This window comes from Saccharothrix stipae, from assembly GCF_054781895.1.
The window spans coordinates 260,319-277,262 of the sequence record NZ_BAAGTN010000003.1 but is presented as its reverse complement, the minus strand read 5'-3'; the positions used below and the strand labels follow the sequence as shown (position 1 = coordinate 277,262).

Genomic DNA, 16,944 nt, shown 5'->3' with positions numbered 1-16,944 from the left:
GCCATTCGAGCACATCGCAGTTCCTTCCCTCTGTGACCGGCCCGTGTGGCCTTGACGCTGAAGGAGAAATCACCGTGCATCGTTGGACATCCGCGCTGAGCACCGTGCTCGCGACCGTCCTCGCGGCTACCGCGGCGGTCGCGCTCGACACCGGCGCGGCGTCGGCGGCGACCGTTGACACGAACGCGTCGTACGTGTTGGTCAATCGCAACAGCGGCAAGGCGATGGACATCGCGAGCGCATCCACCGCCGATGGGGCGGCGGTCCACCAGTGGTCCCGGCACGACGGGGCCAACCAGCAGTGGCAGTTCGTCGATTCCGGGGGCGGCTACTACCGGTTGAGGTCGAAGAACTCCGGCAAGGTCCTCGAAGTGGCCAACTGGTCGACCGCGGACGGCGCGAAGGTCCAGCAGTGGACCGATCACAACGGCACCAACCAGCAGTTCCGGCTCGCGGACTCCGACGGCGGACATGTCAGGTTGATCAACCGCCACAGCGGCAAGGCCGCGGAGGTGACCGGCCTGTCGACCGCGGACGGGGCGGCGGTCGTGCAGTACGGCGACTGGAACGGGGCCAACCAGCAGTGGCAGCTCGTCCGCGTGGGCGACACCGGGTCGTGCGGGCTCCCGTCGACCTACCGCTGGGCGTCGACGGGCGTGCTGGCGAACCCCAAGTCGGACTGGATCTCGCTCAAGGACTTCACCAACGTCGTCCACAACGGCAAGCACCTGGTCTACGGGTCGACGGTGGACAAGACGGGGCAGCACTACGGCTCGATGAACTTCGGGACGTTCACCAACTGGTCGGACATGGCCTCGGCCCCGCAGAACACCATGAACCTCGGCACGGTCGCGCCCACGTTGTTCTACTTCGCCCCGAAGAACGTCTGGGTGCTCGCCTACCAGTGGGGCCCGACCACCTTCAGCTACCGGACCACCAGCGATCCCACCAACGCCAACGGGTGGTCGGCGCCGCAGGAGCTCTTCTCGGGCAACATCCCCGGCGGCGGCGCCCTCGACCAGACGTTGATCGGCGACGGCACGAACATGTACATGTTCTTCGCCGGCGACAACGGCAACATCTACCGCTCGACCATGCCGATCGGGAACTTCCCCGGCAGCTTCGGCACCTCGTACACGACGATCATGAGCGACACGAGGGAGAACCTGTTCGAAGGCGTCGAGGTCTACAAGGTCAAGGACCAGAACCAGTACCTCATGCTCGTCGAGGCGATGGGGGCCAACGGACGCTACTTCCGCTCGTTCACGTCCAGCAGCCTGGGCGGTTCCTGGACCCCGCAGGCCGCCACCGAGGGCAACCCGTTCGCGGGCAAGGCCAACAGCGGCGCCACCTGGACCAACGACATCAGCCACGGCGACCTGGTGCGCACCAACCCCGACCAGACCAAGACCATCGACCCCTGCAACCTGCAACTCCTCTACCAGGGGCTTCCCCTCGGCACCGGCGGCGTCCCCTACAACTCCCTGCCCTGGCGGCCGGGCGTGCTGACGCTCCAGCGCTGATCGCCTGACACGGCCGCGTCGGCGACCTCATCCCTCACGGGTGGATGGGGTCGCCGACCCGCCTGTCACCGAGAGCCGTTTCGCGTCAGGCGTCTGCGACGGTGAACGTGAGTGCGGCGGTGTGCAACTGGCCGTTGTGCCGGAATTCCAGGAACAGCCGGTGGTCGCCGGCGTCGCCGAACCACACGTCGAACGTCAGGGTGCCTCGCAGGACCGGGATCCCCACCACCTCGACGGGGTGCAGGTGGGTGGTGGACAGCTGCTCGGTGTGGAACGCGGTGACGTGCCCGTAGGCGCCGAGGTGGGGTTCCAGCGCCTCCACCGGGGCACCCCCGGGATCGCTGATGGCCAACCGGATCTTCGCCGGGGCGCTCAACGGGAGGGCGAGCCCGTCCCGCACCGCGACCCGGTAGCCCGAGTCGGTGGTGGTCTCCACGCTCGGCGAGGGCAGCGCCGCCTTCGTCGCGTCACCGGGAATCTCGAACGGCGCGCCGAGCACGACCGGCTCGGGGTGCCGTTCCGTGCTGGGCGGGATGAACTCGGCGTACATGCGGAAGCGACCGGCGCCGGGCAGTGGGAGCGTGGTGCGCCAGGTGTCGCCGTCCGGCTCGGGGTGCACGTGCTGGTACACGCTGAGGTCGTCGCGAACGACGAAGAAGTGCAGCTGCTTGGTCATGTTGGGCTGGAACGAGGTGACGGGCCGCTGGTCGGGCCCGATGACCCGGAACGCGAACGGCAGGTCCGGGCCGTGCCGATCGGGGACCTCGACCGGTTCGAGCCGGTAGCCCTCGAACGAGTCGGACCGGCCCGCCCCCGGCGCCGCGCTCGGCACGGTGGCCGCCACGTGGCTCTGGTGCGTCGGCCGGGAGTCCTGCCCGAACACGACGAAGGCCGCCGCCACGAGGATCACCACGGCCAAGCCTGCGATGACGAACTCGGTGATGCGTGGCTTGCGCACGGTCGGTCCTCTCGAATCGGCGGACGCCCCGGCGGTCGCGGTAGCGCCGACGCTAGGCAACCCTTATGGCGGAGTCAATACAAAACGAGGACGCGACTGGACCGAAGTGTGGCGACTTCCTGCCAGACGCTCTGCCGCACCGATGATGGGGCGGGCCCAGGCGTCAGCGGCCGTAGATGGTTGAGCGCGGCGCCCGGTCAGGCGGCGGTGTGCGGTCGGGGCACGTCGTCCAGGTCGGGCAGGCGGCGCGGGCAGATGTCGCGGGCCTCGTCGGCGGGGATGCCGAACGGACGCCGGCCGACCGACGGGTCAGTGCCGGGCGAACTGCAGGGTCGTCGGCTGGATGACGTCGGCCTTGACCGGTAGCGGGTCGATGACCAGGCGCTCGCCGTAGATGTCGGTGACCGCGATGGCCCCGCCGCACCCGGCGCCGTTCTCCGATAGGAAGTAGTTGTAGTCGGTGCGCTGGAGCTGCTTCCACCCGCCGCTCGTGCGGACCTCCAGCCGGGCCACCGGGTTGCCGTGGTCGACCGCCTGGATGGCGCACCAGTACTGGGACGAGCCGACCTTGTAGCGGATCGACATCGGCTTCGACAGCGGGGGGTTCACCAGCTTCCAGGTGATCGGGATCTCCCCGAGGTTGCGCGGCAGCCCGAGGCGGTCGAACGCCTCCGGGTTCATGTCCAGCTGCCCGGTCCGGCACGGCAGCGGGCACAGGTTGGTGATCCGCACCGTCACGCTCCTGCCGTTGGCCGCCTGCACCAGGACGTAGGCGCCGCACGCCTTGGAGTCCTCGTAGTCCGCCCAGTTCATCGCCGCGTTCAACGGGTCGGGGCTCGGGTCGTACCCGCACGCACCGCTGCCGTCCGTGTCGTAGAACGTGGCCATCCCGGATCGGGTGACCCCCGGCTGGATCTTCCCGACGAGCGGCGCGGCAGCAGGCGCGGGCGCGGACGTGGTGGGCGCGACGGCAGAGGTCGTCGCGGTGGAAGAGGTGACGGCCGTCGTGCTCGCGGACGAACTCGGTGGCGGGCTCGCGGACGGGGTGGTGGCGGCGATGCCGATCAACTGGCCCTCGTCCGGGTCGACCGTCGCTTCAGGACCGCCGTTCGTCCGGTTCGACGCCACCGCGACGACGACCACCGTCACGGTCACGACCAGCAACGCCACAGCCGACGCGACCACCCAACGCTTGGGCACTGCACCTCCCGAACCGCGGCCGCCAGGCCGACCTTGGACATGACCACCGCCCGGGCCGCCCTGGTGCCGTGCACGCTAGGCGGCCACACGCGGGCGAGTCAACGCACGGCTGACCTTCTTGTGAGCGTTGACTCACCCGACACCTTCCAGCAATATCCCGAAGATCGGGCGCAACCCGCCGGGTCGGACGGTCAGGAGCGGATCAGCCGCCACTGCTGGTGACCGGCGCCGTTGTGGTCCCCCTGGGTGAGGACGGTGCCGTCCGAGGTGGACGCGCCGGGAACCTGCAACACCCGCTGGCTCAGCCGGTTGGTGAGGATGAAGTAGTCGCCACCGACCGGTGTGACGGCCCAGTGCTGCTGGTGGACGTTCGCGTCGCCCCAGATGTTCATGGTTGCGCCGTCGACCCGGGACATGCCGCCGACCTCCAGCAGCTTGCCGCTGTTCTGGTCGCGGACCTCGAAGTAGCCGTCCCCGGTGGAGACGAAGGTCCACTTCTGGTTGGCCTGGTTCAACCACGACCACTGGTGCACCGGGGTGTTGTCGGCCGTGCCGACGCCCCGCACGTCGAGCACCTTTCCGCTGGCGCGGGACTCGATGCGGTAGACGGTGTTCGCCACCGGGAAGCGCGAGACCAGCTGGGGACGGGCGCTGCGGCCGCCGACGTGCACCCCGTTGATGTTGACGTAGCCGCCGGTGGCGGCCGTGACGGTGATGCGCACGAAGCCCACGTTCCGGTTGGGCCACTCGGCGAGCTTGACCCGCCGGTCCGCGGCCCAGTTCACGGTGGCCACCGTGGTGAAGGCGACGCCGTCGGTGCTGGTGGCGATCGTGGCCGCGGTGATGTCGCCGTCGACGGAGTCGGACCGATTCCACTGCTTCGGCAGGTATTCGAGGGTGGAGACGTTGCTCCACACTCCCCCGAGGTCGATCGTGATGGTCTGGGGCAGCGTCCGGCCACCGCCCCAGGTCGACCAGCACGTCTCGAAGTTCACGTCACTGCGGTTGTCGATCGCGTGGTAGGCGAACTCGCCCGGGTTGTAGGACGACGCGTAGGCGGCCACCGCGTTCACTGGCCATTCGACCCGCAGCGGCTGCACCGGCAGCGGCGGGCGTGAGCTGTTCGGACTCCAGGCCGCGCCGACCTCCGCGAGCCGGTTGACGATGTTGGTGTCGAGCCTGCCGTTGCGGTTGGGCGGGCAGTTCAACAGGTACGTCGTGTACTTGGGCTCCAGGTCCCGCAGGTCGGCCAGGATCGCGTCACGGCCGCGCGGCGCGGTCGTGGGCGTGCTCGGGTGCCAGAACCAGCCGTTGCTGATCGTTTCGCCCTGGATGCCCGCGTACGTGTTCCCCGCGGGCGACCTGATGCCCAGGGGCGCCTCGAAGTAGATCGCGTCGCCCAGCCACGGTTGCGCCAGGCCGCCGTGGTCGACCATCACGCAGCCCGGTTGCAGCGACTTCACCAGGTTGCGGACCTCCTGGTAGGAGATCTGCTGCTGACCCATCTGCCAGGCGTAGCCGTCGGTGACGAACACGTCGATCGTGCCGTAGTTGGTCAACAGCTCCCGGATCTGGCCGAGCACCACGGTCATGTCACCCGGTTCGACGGATTGCTTGGGGTCACCGACGTGACCGCCGTACGCCTCGATCGTGTGCGTGCGGTCCCAGATCGAGTAGTACAGCCCCACCCGCAAGCCGCGGGCGCGGAAGGCGTCCACGTACTGGCGCACGACATCCTGGCGATAGCCCGAGTAGGCCACGTTCTGGGTGCCGAACGCCGTGGGCCACAGGGAGAAGCCGTCGTGGTGCTTGGTGGTGAGCACGCCGTAGCTCATCTTCGCCGCGGCGGCGGCCGCCGCCCACTGGCCGCAGTCCACCGAGGGCGGCGCGAACTTCAGCGGGCTCTGACCGCCGGCCGCCCACTCCTCGTCGGTGAACGTGCCGAGGTTGAAGTGGTTGAACATGCCGAAGCGGAGGTTGACCAGGTTCGACAGGTCGGTCTGGGTGTCCGCGGCGGCCTGCGGCGAGAGCCCCGCAAGACCCGGTGCCGCGACAGCGGCCGCCGCGATGCCGGAGGCCGCGAGGAAACTCCGGCGGGATACCTCTGATGTCGTCATCGACACTCCTGGACTCGACGCATGCGCGGTGCGGCATCCGGCCACTGCCGCGGTCGAAGGCCTTGTCGGTGAGTGACATGGCGACTCCTGCCGTGGCGGGCGCTCGGCAGGAGGCTAGCAATACATCCCATCTCTACGGAAGGGTCCGATCACCGCAGGTTCGAGCCGATTGATCCCCAACCGCACCTCGGCCTGCGACTTTGCGAACTTGCGGGCCACAGTCGGCCACCCGGCCGGACACCAGCACTCCGACCTTCGATGAATACATCCTACGTCTGACCCTGTTCCCAGACCGACGTGCCCGCGCTGACCTTCACCTCGTGTCCACTGGGGACACGTCGGAAATGGTTTGACCGCACCGTGCGGCGGTCGGCACCATGGCGGCACACACCGAGCGGAGGAGGGGCGATGACGAACACGCGTCGACGCCGTTCGGGCCGCCCGTGCTCCCCGCCGTGACCTGGTGACAGGTCCGGTCCAGGGAGCCGCCCGTCGGGGAACCGACCAGGGCGGCTTTTCTTCACCCCCGGCAATTGCCGCACCATTCCAGCCTCCATAGCTCAGCAGGACAGAGCGCGCCGCTACGAACGGCGAGGCCCCAGGTTCGAGTCCTGGTGGAGGCACCGCTGGAGCCTGTGCCACCGCGACCCGCCTGGACGAACCCGGCGGGGCGCGGTCTGTGGTTCCAGACCAGCAACGCCCTCGCGCGGCGGGCGATAATAGCCGCGAGGAGCATTCCCGGTTAGCCGGAATGGATGTTCGCCGACACATATGTGAACCACTCCGACTAATAGTCCGGCCACATATGTGAACCTCGGGCCCGAGGTGTCGCCGACCGTTGACAGGCCGGTGACATGCGCTACGGTGCGATCAGAGAGCGCTTTCCCGATAACTCCTGCACTCACCCCTCATACGGGAGAGGAAATAGCCATGCCCACACCTGTCGGGAACAGGCGCGCCCTGCTGAAGGTCGTCGTGGCCGTCGCACTCGCCACGACCGCGGTCGCGGTGCCGAGCGCCACGCCGGCGCTGGCCGCGACCACCGCGGACGGGTTCGCCTCGGTGCACGCACTGGGACAGAACGGCACCACCGGCGGCGCGGGCGGCGCCGTGGTCACCGCCACCACCACCGCCCAGTTCCTGACCTACATCGCCCGACCGGAACCGCTGGTCGTGCAGGTCAGGGGCACGATCACGCTGCCGACCGGCAGCACGGACGGCATGCACGACGTCGCCTCGGACAAGACCATCGTCGGCCTGGGCACGGACGCGCGGCTGGTCGGCGGCGGGCTGAACATCGGCCTGCCGGTGGACGACGACGTCACCGCTCCCCCGGCCGACGCCGTGCACAACATCATCATCCGCAACCTCGCGCTGACCGGCGCCACGGACGACCTGATCAACGTGCAGATGTTCAGCCACCACATCTGGATCGACCACAACGACTTCTCCAACGGCGACGACGGCGCGGTCGACATCAAAAGGGGCAGCGATTTCGTCACCGTCTCGTGGAACAGGTTCCACGAGCACGACAAGACGTTGCTGCTCGGCCACGACGACGACAACGGCGCGCAGGACATCGGCCGGTTGCGGGTGACCTACCACCACAACTACTTCGACGGCTCGGACCAGCGCAACCCGCGCGTCCGGTTCGGCGAGTCGGTGCACGTCTACAACAACTACTACCGCGACAACAGCTACGGCGTCGCCTCGGCGATGAACGCGGGCGTGGTGCTGGAGGGCAACTACTTCTTCAGCGTGAACAACCCCGGCCGGGTCGACTTCAGCGGCGACCTGGGCCGCATGGTCGCCCGCGACAACATCCTCGTGGAGTGCAACCACGAGATCGAGCTGCGCGGTTCCGTGGTCGAGCCGCGCACGTACTACGCCTACACCCCCAACCGCGCCGCCGAGGTCCCCGCGGTCGTGCCCGCCGGTGCGGGCACCGGTCGCATCTGACAGGAGCAGCCACGATGAGCGACATCAGCAGGCGCGCCCTCCTCACGGGCGCCGCCGCGACGGCCCTGACCGCCGTCGCCGCACGCCCGGCGGGCGCGAGCCCGGTCACCACCAACCCGGTGTGGGCGGCGCCGTTCCAGACCGCCGACGGGTTCGCCGGGACGAACACGCTCGGCCAGAACGGCACCACCGGCGGCGTGGGCGGACCCGTGGTCACGGTGCGGGACACGGACACGTTCCTCGACTACTGCGACCGCAACGAGCCCTACGTGATCCAGGTCGACGGGATCATGACGTTCAGCAGCAAGCAGGGCCTGCGCTCCAACAAGACCGTCATCGGCCTGCCCGGCGCGGAGATCCGCGGCGGCGGCCTGGACATGTACCGCAGGCAGAACGTCATCATCCGAAACCTGAGGTTCACCGGCGCGGACGACGACGCGATCAGCATCCAGCAGTCCTCGCACCACATCTGGATCGACCACTGCGACCTCAGCGGCGGCCTGGACGGCCTCATCGACATCGTCCGGGGCGCGGACTTCATCACCGTGTCGTGGAACAACTTCCACGACCACAGCAAGACCGCGCTGCTCGGCCACTCCGATTCCAACGCGAGCCAGGACACCGGCAAGCTGCGGGTGACGTTCCACCACAACTACTTCAACGGCACCGACCAGCGGCACCCCCGCGTCCGCTTCGGCGAGCCGATCCACGTCTACAACAACTACTTCCGCGACAACCGGCTCTACGGGGTGGCGTCCACGATGAACGCCGGTGTGCTGGTGGAGGCCAACTACTTCGAGAACGTGCCGCACCCGATCTACTCGGGCTACGACGCGAGCGGACCGGGGCGCGTGGTGCAGCGCAACAACATCTACGTCAACTCCGGCACCCCGCAGACCCTCGGCACGGTCGTCGAACCGCGCACCTACTACGCCTACACCCCGGACAGCCCGTCGACCTTGCCCAGCACCGTGCCGGCCGGCGCCGGCGTCGGCCGCGTCTGAGCCATAACAGCCAGGACAGCCAGGAGGACTTCCCATGAGCGCCATCAATCGCCGTCGGCTGCTCGCTGGCTCGGCGCTGGCCGCGTTCGCGGTCGCCGTCCCGCGCACGGCGTCGGCCGGCGTGTCACCGCTCGACGTCGCCGACGGGTTCGCGGGGGTGAACGCCCTCGGCCGCAACGGCACCACCGGCGGCGCGGGTGGCCAGGCCGTCACCGTGACGACGGCCGCCGCCCTCGCCGACTACGTCGGCCGCAAGGAGCCGTACGTCATCTCGGTGTCCGGCCGGATCCAGGTCGGTGACGAGATGCTGACCGTGGTCGCGGACAAGACCATCGTCGGTCTCGGCTCCACCGCCGAGATCACCGGCGGCGGGCTGCAACTCGGCTCGACCACGCGCCCCGGCCACAACGTGATCATCCGCAACCTGCGGTTCACCGACGCCGCGGACGACTCGATCAGCGTCACCAACTCCGCGCACCACGTGTGGATCGACCACTGCGACCTGTCCGACGGCTACGACGGCCTGCTGGACATCAAGCGCAACTCCGACTACGTCACGGTGTCGTGGAACCACTTCCACCACCACAGCAAGGCCGCGCTGCTCGGCCACTCCGACACCTACACCAGCGACAAGGGCAAGCTGCGCGTCACCTACCACCACAACTTCTTCGACGGCACGGACCAGCGCCACCCGCGGGTCCGGTTCGGCGAGCCGGTGCACGTCTACAACAACTACTACCGGGGCAACTCGCTCTACGGCGTCGCCTCGACCATGGACGCCGGTGTCGTGGTGGAGGGCAACTACTTCGAGAACGTCGCGTATCCCGTCCTGTCGGGTTACGACAAGAGCGGGCCGGGGCGGGTGATCGAGCGCAACAACATCTACGCGGGCTCCGGCGCGCCGGAAACGCTCGGCACCGTCGTGGAGCCGCGCACCTACTACAGCTACGCGGTGGACGACCCCGCGTCCGTGCCGCAGCTCGTCACGGCCGGCGCCGGTGTCGGCCGCGTCCCAGGGGCGGCGGGGTGACCAGGACGACCGCGGCGGGCTGAACCCCGGCGGTCGTCGGCACGGGCGGGGTCCAACGAGCGCGCTGCGACGAACGGCGGTATTCGAGACGCGGTCCTCGCCCCGGAGTGCGGATCAGGGCGGCCGACTTTATAGTTCGGCCGCCCTGATCCACATCCGGAGGGAACACGACCATGTCGAGACGATTAAGACGAGCGTTGCTCTCGTTGTCCGGTTGCGTGGCGCTGCTCGTCGCCGCGAACGGCACGGCTTCCGCGAGCGGTTCGGCGTGGCAGGCCATCGCCGCGGCCAACCCCGTCGTCGGCGCCCGGCTCCAGCCCCACGAGGGCCTGTTGAGCGTGCCGACCTCGATCACCACCCCGCTGCCCGCCGACCCGGCCGGCGCGCTGGCCACCGCCGTCTCCGCCCTGTCCGCCGGGGTCGGCCTGCCGCAGGACGCCGCCGGGGCCATCGGCTCCTCGGGCCTGTCCACCGAGGTCGCGGGCCGGGTGGCCAACCTGCTCACCGCGATGGCCACGTGCCAACAGGTCACCGAGACGCGCTTCGCCGCCATCCCGACCGGCCTGCTGCCGCTCGTGCTCAAGACCGGCGGCGCCCTCGACCCCCTGGCGCACGCCGGTATCCGCGCGTGCGCCGAGCCCGTCTGGCGGCGGACGGTCGAGCTGCAGCTCACGCTGGACGACCTGGCGTCCCAGCCCGCGGCCGCCTCGTGCGCCGTGCCCGGCACCGCCGACCTCGACCTCTGGCCCGTGCTGCGACTGGACGGCAGCACGTGCGGCGACAACACCTACGCGCACGACTACATGCTGATCATCGACGTCGGCGGCGACGACACCTACCGCAACAACGCCGGCGGCAACATGGTCGACCTGAACTTCTCCCCCGTCGGGTCCGCCGTCCCGGGCTTGCGCGGCACCGGCCCCGCGCGGGGCTGCCAGCGCGCCATCCCCGGCCTGACCGCGCTGGACTGCGTGCCCGCGGTCGGCGTGCTGCTCGACCTGGCGGGCCAGGACACCTACGGCGTCAAGGAAACCCCGGACCACGACACCGGCTGCACCACCGACCCGGTCGTGCGCCGGATGATGACCGGCGGCGCGGGTTTCCTCGGCGTGAGCGTCCTGCGCGACTCCGGCGGCACGGCCGACGCCTACACCGGCAAGACCGGCTCGCTCGGCGCGGGCCACATCTTCGGCGTCGGGCTGCTGTCGGACGACGGGGGTAACGACACCTACTCCGCCGTGCGCAACAGCCAGGGCTTCGCGCTGGTCGGCGGTTTCGGCCTGCTGCACGACCAGGCGGGCGCCGACACCTACGACTACTACATGCCCGCACCCGTCGACCCGTCCGCGCCCAACCAGACCGAGGGGGCGGGCGGCGTGCGGGACGACGAGGGCGAGGGCCTGTGCGACCGCATCCCGCGGTTCGTCCAGGGCACGGCCAACGTGCTGCCCGGCACCACCGGCATCCTGATCGACGACGCCGGCGCGGACAGCTACCACGGCGCGTTCGCCGGTGAGTTCGTCGGCCCGATCCAGAACCCGAGCACCAGGGCGGGCAGCCTCGGCTTCGGCAACAACCAGGGCCTCGGCGTGTTCCTCGACCGCGCGACCACCGACGACACCTACGTGGTGGACGGCGAGCCGACGGTCGTGGGCGTCCCGGCGCGCGGCGACAACGTGACCGTGCAGCCGGGCAACGACTCCTCCGGCGCCGGCTTCGGGCAGGGCCTGTTCATCGACCAGTGACACCGGACGGGTTCCGCGACCACCCGGACGGGGTGGGCGCGGAACCCGGCTCGCCTACTGGAAGATGACGTCGCTGCAGAAGTAGTACGACTGGTCGGAGTGGCTGGCCTGCCAGATCGCGTAGACGATGTGGCGGCCGGTGCGGCTGCCCGCGTTCACCGCGACCCGGTAGTGGTCCGACGGCGCGTAACGGCCGGTCGTCGCGACCAGGTCCAGGTGGTTCCAGCCCAACGCCGTCGTCGTCGCGTTGTAGCCCTGCTTGGTCACGTACACCCGGAGGTAGTCCGCGCCGTGCCGGGCCTGGTCCCAGATGTCGAGGGTGAACTGGCGCGGCTTGGTCACCGCCTTCCACTGACCGGGGTTGTCCAGCGCCGCGTAGCGCATGCCGCCGGTGCGCCCGCCGCTGCACAGCTGGCCGTTGGGGATGGCACCCTGGTGGTTGCCGGCCACGCCTTCGCGGTACAGGCCGTTCCAGTTCCACATCGCGTTGGTGTCGGCCTGCCAGGCCTGCCAGCACATGGGGTCCTGCTGGGCCATCGTCGGGTTCTGGAAGTCGTTGCCCCACCGCTGCCAGCAGCCGTAGTTGCGCGACGGCGGGTCGACGGTGGACCCGTGCGCCTGGGCGACGCCGGTCATCATGCTCGCCATGAGTCCGGCGACGACCGCGAGCGTCGCGAAGACCTTGACGAGCAGGCTCTTGTTCGCAGGAACGGTTATGAGCGCCACTCTCTCCTCCTCGTTGAGGACAGCCATGTTGGACAGAGACCACGGGCGGACTGGGAGCGCTCCCAAATCGCACTGTAACCATTCGTGCACGGAAAGGGGAAGTGTTGGGCGACAACGGATTCGCATTCGACGCGCGTTCGACCGCAATTCGACGAAACGCCCTCCCGACGACTGCCGGGAGGGCGTTTCGCGGTGAGTCGCCGGACTACAGCGCCGACAGGTCCACGGCTTCGGCCATCGCCCGGTACCCCGCATCGCCGGGGTGCAGGCGGTCACCGCTGTCGTAGGCGGGGAGCAACGCGTCCGGATCCGCCGGGTCGGCCAGCGCGCGGTCGAAGTCGACCACCGCGTCGAACTCGCCGGACGTGCGGATCCACGCGTTCACCTCGTCCCGCACCGCCTCACCCGCCTCGGTGTAGTACGCGGCGCCCTTGAACGGCAGCAGCGTGCCGCCCACGATCCGCACGCCCCGGGCGTGGGCCAGACCGATCAGCTCCCGGTAGCCGGCGATCAGCTCGGCCGCGGTGACCTCCGGGTTCGGCGTGGTGCACTCGATCGGGAACTGGCTGAACCCGATGTCGTTGATGCCCTCCAGCAGGATCACCGTGCGCACGTCGGGCTGTGCCAACGCGTCCCGCTCGAACCGCGACGTGGCCTTCTCGCCGAAGCACGTCGAGTCGTTGAGCACGCGGTTGCCGCCGATGCCCGCGTTCACCACACCGCGTCGCCCGCCGAGCCGTTCGGCCAGCTCGTCCGGGTAGCGGTTGTCGCCGTCCACAGTGGACCCCACACCGTCGGTGATGGAGTCGCCGAACGCCACCACGACCTCGCGCCGCGGCGCGAGGTCGACCACCTCGACCGCGTCGAGGTAGAACCACGACTGCGACGTCTCGGTGAACGCGTCGGCCGCCACGTCGGCCCGGTGGTCGCCGGACGCCCGCCAGCTCGTCGCGGTGGCGAACGTGTGCCCGGTGGCCGGACCGGTCTTCCCGGCCAGGAAGAGCGTCACCGTCACCCGGCTGAGCGGCGCCACGGGCAGCGCGACGAGGTCGCCGACCGCCTCACCGCCGACCGGCACGGTCACCGAGCGGTGGCCGCGGAAGGTCAGGTGCCGCACCGTGCCCGGCCGCACCTGCGCGCCCGCCCCGCTCCGCGCCACCGTCGCACCGGTCACCACGAGCGGTGCCGTGCCGTAGGCGTTGGACAGCCTGATCCGCACCGCCGCGCCGCCGTCGCTGATCCGCACGACCTGGCGGACGGTGTGGTCGTCGAACCCGGCCGGCCCCCAGTTGGGCCCGAAGACCTCGGTCGGGGCGTGCGGCGAGGCGGCCCACGTCGCGTTCCACCCGAGGCTCGAAGCCTGCGCCGAACCCGCCGCCGCGCCCGGGACCAGTGCCAGTCCCAGCACCGCGACCAGCGCTACCGCCGATCTCCTCATCTGCGTGACCCCCAGTCACATCGTCGACCGTTCGGCCACCACGCTAGCCGTCGACCCCGACAGAACTCTCCGACCAGCACCTACGGGCGGCAGTGGGTACTTGACGAAGTCTTGACGTTGGCACGGCGGGCGTCTTAAGGTCCGGCATCTCGAAAATTGCCGGATTCAAGACGAAACTTTCGAACGCCGCCGTCGCAGTCGTCCGAGAAAGCGAAGACCGCAATGAAGTCGATCCGCCTCGTCACCGCCGCGCTCACCGCGCTGGCGTTGACATCGCCGCTCGCCCTGGTCGCCGCAGCCACGCCCGACACGGGTGAGCTGTCGCCGGGCCACGCGAAGAAGGACACCCTCCGCTGGGCCGCACCGAAGGGCTTCTACATCGGCAGCGCCGCAGCCGGTGGCGGCCACCACGAGGAGCAGCCCTACCCGGACCCGTTCACCAAGGACCACGAGTACCGCTCCGTGCTGGCCAAGGAGTTCAGCTCGGTGTCCGCCGAGAACCAGATGAAGTGGGAGTACATCCACCCGGAGCGCAACCGCTACAACTTCGGGATGGCCGACGCCATCGCGAAGTTCGCGCAGCGCAACCGCCAGGTGGTGCGCGGGCACACCCTGCTGTGGCACAACCAGAACCCCGCGTGGCTGACGGAGGGCGACTTCACCGCGGCCGAGCTCCGCCAGATCCTGCGCGAGCACATCACCACCGTCGTCGGCCGCTACAAGGGCAAGATCCAGCAGTGGGACGTGGCCAACGAGATCTTCGACGACTCGGGCAACCTGCGCACCACCGAGAACATCTGGATCCGCGAGCTCGGCCCCGGCATCATCGCGGACGCGTTCCGCTGGGCGCACCAGGCCGACCCGAAGGCGGACCTGTACTTCAACGACTACAACGTCGAGGGCGTCAACGCCAAGAGCAACGCCTACCACGCGTTGATCAAGGACCTGCTGGCGCAGGGCGTGCCGGTGCACGGCTTCTCCGCCCAGGCGCACCTCAGCACCCGGTACGGCTTCCCCGGTGACCTGGAGACGAACCTGAAGCGGTTCGCCGACCTGGGCCTGGGCACCGCCATCACCGAGCTGGACGTGCGGATGGACCTGCCCGCGAACGGCGTGCCGACCGCCGAGATGCTGGCCAAGCAGGCCGACTACTACAACCGGACCCTGGTCGCGTGCCTGAACGTCAAGGGCTGTGACTCCTTCACGATCTGGGGCTTCACCGACAAGTACTCCTGGGTGCCGGTGTTCTTCGAGGGTGAGGGCGCGGCGACGGTGATGTGGGAGGACTTCACCCGCAAGCCCGCCTACCACGCCCTGCAGTGCACGCTGGCGAAGGAGTCGGTCAAGCGCGGCGAGCGCCACCCGCACCTGCCGGCCTGCGCGAAGTGATCCCGACGCACGCCTGATCGCGTTACCACGAGCCATCGGCCCCCGTCCGAGCCCCGGAGCTCGGGCGGGGGCCGATCGCCATCCCGGCCCACCGCCGTCCGCCGGTCACCGGTCGCCGTCGAGCCGTCGAGCCGTCGTTCAGCCGATCGCGATCACCGCGCAGGACGCCGCCAGCACCACGCACAGCGGCGAGTAGACGCGCAGGTCCAGCCGGGCGAACTCGGTCGACCGCCGCGACGACACGACGAACCCGCCCGCACCGCGCAGCAGGAACACCGCCGCCACGCCCGCCGTTCCCGCGACCGGGAGCCAGGACGGGCCCGGCACCCCGACCAGGTCCGCCCGACCGATCACCAGGTAGGCCGCCAGGCCGAGCGCCAGCGCCACGACGAGCGTCAGGCCCGCCGACGGCAGTCGCTCCGGCGGCACGTCCACCACCAGGCGGGCGTACTCCTCCCGTGACCGCAGGGGCCACGGCGAGAAGATCCACAGCACGTGCAGCGCGCCCACGAGCACGAGCACACCCGCCGTGAGCAGGGCCAACACCGCCATCCCACACCTCCGTACGCCTGCGTATGGTCGCTGACCGTACGGTACCGTACGGGTCGTTCGGCGAACTGAGACGCACGCCACGGCGGGACGGGAACACCGGCGGCCCCCGAGCCGTTGGAAGCTTCGGTCGGTGCGGTCCGTGTCCCCGGGCCTCACCAAGCGCCGTCGCGGAATACCGTCAGGCTGGAGCCGCGTCGAGCCACTCGCCGAGAGGCGACCGCCGCGCCGACCCCCAGCTTCCCGGTCGCGGACCGGAGCGGCTCACCGCGCGTCCAGGCGGACGAGCATCTTGCCGGTGTTGGCACCGCGCAACACCCCGATCAACGCCTCCGGTGCACGCTCCAGCCCGTCGTACACGGTCTCCTCGGTGCGCAGCCCGCCGTCCGCGAGCCACCCGGCGGCACGCCCGACGTACTCCGGGAACCGGTGCAGGTAGGAGGTCACCACCAGGCCGCGCAGGCTGAGCTGCTTGACCGCCGCCGGGTACAGATCCGGCCCGTGCACCGGCCCGGTCGCGTTGTACTGGCTGATCGCGCCGACCAGCGCGATCCGGCCGCCCTCGCGCATCGCGCCGATGGCCGCCTCCAGGTGGTCTCCGCCGACGTGGTCGAGGTAGACGTCGATGCCCTCCGGCGCGGCCGACGTCAGCTGTTCCGCGATCGGACCCGACCGGTGGTCGAGGGCGGCGTCGAAGCCGAAGTGGTCCAGCAGCTTCCTCGCCTTCACCGGACCGCCCGCCGAGCCGATCACCCGGGACGCGCCGAGCCGCTTGGCGATCTGCCCGGCGACGCTGCCGACCGCGCCCGCGGCGGCGGACACGAACACCACGTCGCCGGGCCGCACGGGCGCGACCTCGGTCAGGCTCACGTACGCGGTGAGCCCCGGCGTGCCCAGCACGCCCAGGTAGGCCTGCGGCGGTGCGATCGCGGTGTCCACGACGGTCACCGCCGACGCGGCCACCACGGCGTGCTCACGCCACCCGAGGAAGTGGACCACGGTCGCGCCCACCGGCACGGCGTCCGCCTTCGACGCGACGACCTCGCCGGCCGCCGCGCCCTCCAGGGCCGCGCCGACCCGGAACGGCGCGATGTAGGACTCCCCCTCGTCCATCCGCCCGCGCATGTACGGGTCGACCGACATCCACGTGTTGCGCACGAGCACCTGGCCGTCGGTCGGCTCGGGCAGGTCGGCGGTCGCGAGGGTGAAGTCGTCCGGGCCCGGCTCGCCGACCGGGCGCGCGGCCAGCCGGATCTCCCGGGTGGTGTTCGACATGGTGTTCCTCCCAGTGGGTCGTCTTTCGGAA

The 16,944-nt window shown here is 70.0% G+C and carries 13 protein-coding genes and 1 tRNA gene; 7 read left to right on the top strand and 7 right to left on the bottom strand.

The features are described 5' to 3' along the window. Window positions 1–74: 74 nt before the first annotated feature. A complete protein-coding gene (locus ACYVLT_RS08005) occupies window positions 75–1,523 on the top strand; it encodes a non-reducing end alpha-L-arabinofuranosidase family hydrolase (protein ID WP_461119480.1) in 1,449 nt (482 codons plus the stop codon). 85 nt (window positions 1,524–1,608) lie between these two features. Here the strand turns inward: ACYVLT_RS08005 and ACYVLT_RS08000 are convergent, their stop codons facing one another. The 3 genes from ACYVLT_RS08000 to ACYVLT_RS07990 form a co-directional block, all read right to left on the bottom strand. Further along, entirely contained in the window at window positions 1,609–2,481 is an 873-nt protein-coding gene (locus ACYVLT_RS08000; RefSeq protein WP_461119479.1) for a hypothetical protein, read from the bottom strand. A 309-nt stretch (window positions 2,482–2,790) separates the two neighbouring features. Next, the gene (locus ACYVLT_RS07995; protein ID WP_461119478.1) at window positions 2,791–3,681 is read right to left on the bottom strand and encodes an expansin EXLX1 family cellulose-binding protein; all 891 of its coding nucleotides are present in this window, start codon (window positions 3,679–3,681) and stop codon (window positions 2,791–2,793) included. Between the two features lie 191 nt (window positions 3,682–3,872). After that, window positions 3,873–5,798, bottom strand: coding sequence for an alpha-L-fucosidase (locus ACYVLT_RS07990; RefSeq protein ID WP_461119477.1), 1,926 nt, complete (start codon window positions 5,796–5,798; stop codon window positions 3,873–3,875). A 549-nt stretch (window positions 5,799–6,347) separates the two neighbouring features. On the opposite strand from ACYVLT_RS07990, the gene ACYVLT_RS07985 reads away from it, so the two are divergent. The 5 genes from ACYVLT_RS07985 to ACYVLT_RS07965 all read left to right on the top strand — a co-directional run bounded on the left by ACYVLT_RS07985 (window position 6,348) and on the right by ACYVLT_RS07965 (window position 11,536). Continuing rightward, window positions 6,348–6,421: transfer RNA gene (locus tag ACYVLT_RS07985), tRNA-Arg, on the top strand. Window positions 6,422–6,728: 307 nt separating this feature from the next. After that, a complete protein-coding gene (locus tag ACYVLT_RS07980) occupies window positions 6,729–7,757 on the top strand; it encodes a pectate lyase family protein (RefSeq protein ID WP_461119476.1) in 1,029 nt (342 codons plus the stop codon). 14 nt (window positions 7,758–7,771) lie between these two features. After that, entirely contained in the window at window positions 7,772–8,761 is a 990-nt protein-coding gene (locus ACYVLT_RS07975; RefSeq protein ID WP_461119475.1) for a pectate lyase family protein, read from the top strand. A 34-nt stretch (window positions 8,762–8,795) separates the two neighbouring features. Continuing rightward, window positions 8,796–9,791 carry a pectate lyase family protein gene (locus tag ACYVLT_RS07970; protein ID WP_461119474.1) on the top strand — a complete coding sequence of 332 codons (996 nt, stop codon included), beginning with the start codon at window positions 8,796–8,798 and terminating at the stop codon, window positions 9,789–9,791. A 173-nt stretch (window positions 9,792–9,964) separates the two neighbouring features. Then, the gene (locus ACYVLT_RS07965; protein WP_461119473.1) at window positions 9,965–11,536 is read left to right on the top strand and encodes a hypothetical protein; all 1,572 of its coding nucleotides are present in this window, start codon (window positions 9,965–9,967) and stop codon (window positions 11,534–11,536) included. A gap of 54 nt (window positions 11,537–11,590) precedes the next feature. Here ACYVLT_RS07965 and ACYVLT_RS07960 read toward each other — a convergent pair whose 3' ends face one another. Together ACYVLT_RS07960 and ACYVLT_RS07955 are read right to left on the bottom strand one after the other, a co-directional pair. Continuing rightward, a complete protein-coding gene (locus tag ACYVLT_RS07960; protein WP_461119472.1) occupies window positions 11,591–12,262 on the bottom strand; it encodes a lytic polysaccharide monooxygenase auxiliary activity family 9 protein in 672 nt (223 codons plus the stop codon). Window positions 12,263–12,467: 205 nt separating this feature from the next. Next, window positions 12,468–13,700 carry an SGNH/GDSL hydrolase family protein gene (locus tag ACYVLT_RS07955; protein ID WP_461119471.1) on the bottom strand — a complete coding sequence of 411 codons (1,233 nt, stop codon included), beginning with the start codon at window positions 13,698–13,700 and terminating at the stop codon, window positions 12,468–12,470. Window positions 13,701–13,922: 222 nt separating this feature from the next. Here ACYVLT_RS07955 and ACYVLT_RS07950 point away from each other — a divergent pair, with 222 nt between their 5' ends. Next, window positions 13,923–15,089, top strand: coding sequence for an endo-1,4-beta-xylanase (locus ACYVLT_RS07950; RefSeq protein WP_461119470.1), 1,167 nt, complete (start codon window positions 13,923–13,925; stop codon window positions 15,087–15,089). Window positions 15,090–15,227: 138 nt separating this feature from the next. Here the strand turns inward: ACYVLT_RS07950 and ACYVLT_RS07945 are convergent, their stop codons facing one another. Together ACYVLT_RS07945 and ACYVLT_RS07940 are read right to left on the bottom strand one after the other, a co-directional pair. Then, window positions 15,228–15,641: a DUF3995 domain-containing protein gene (locus ACYVLT_RS07945; protein ID WP_461119469.1), complete on the bottom strand. Its 414-nt coding sequence runs from the start codon at window positions 15,639–15,641 to the stop codon at window positions 15,228–15,230. Between the two features lie 261 nt (window positions 15,642–15,902). Then, on the bottom strand, window positions 15,903–16,913 hold the full coding sequence (locus tag ACYVLT_RS07940; protein WP_461119468.1) for an NADP-dependent oxidoreductase: 1,011 nt from the start codon (window positions 16,911–16,913) through the stop codon (window positions 15,903–15,905). Between the last annotated feature and the right edge of the window lie 31 nt (window positions 16,914–16,944).

Bases quoted from the DNA above. Each gene is read 5' to 3' on its own strand.
- ACYVLT_RS07975 (WP_461119475.1), top strand. From the start codon at position 7,772: ATGAGCGACATCAGCAGGCGCGCCCTCCTCACGGGCGCCGCCGCGACG.
- ACYVLT_RS07950 (WP_461119470.1), top strand. From the start codon at position 13,923: ATGAAGTCGATCCGCCTCGTCACCGCCGCGCTCACCGCGCTGGCGTTG.
- ACYVLT_RS07965 (WP_461119473.1), top strand. From the start codon at position 9,965: ATGTCGAGACGATTAAGACGAGCGTTGCTCTCGTTGTCCGGTTGCGTG.
- ACYVLT_RS07980 (WP_461119476.1), top strand. From the start codon at position 6,729: ATGCCCACACCTGTCGGGAACAGGCGCGCCCTGCTGAAGGTCGTCGTG.
- ACYVLT_RS07990 (WP_461119477.1), bottom strand. From the start codon at position 5,798: ATGACGACATCAGAGGTATCCCGCCGGAGTTTCCTCGCGGCCTCCGGC.
- ACYVLT_RS07970 (WP_461119474.1), top strand. From the start codon at position 8,796: ATGAGCGCCATCAATCGCCGTCGGCTGCTCGCTGGCTCGGCGCTGGCC.
- ACYVLT_RS07955 (WP_461119471.1), bottom strand. From the start codon at position 13,700: ATGAGGAGATCGGCGGTAGCGCTGGTCGCGGTGCTGGGACTGGCACTG.
- ACYVLT_RS07945 (WP_461119469.1), bottom strand. From the start codon at position 15,641: ATGGCGGTGTTGGCCCTGCTCACGGCGGGTGTGCTCGTGCTCGTGGGC.
- ACYVLT_RS07940 (WP_461119468.1), bottom strand. From the start codon at position 16,913: ATGTCGAACACCACCCGGGAGATCCGGCTGGCCGCGCGCCCGGTCGGC.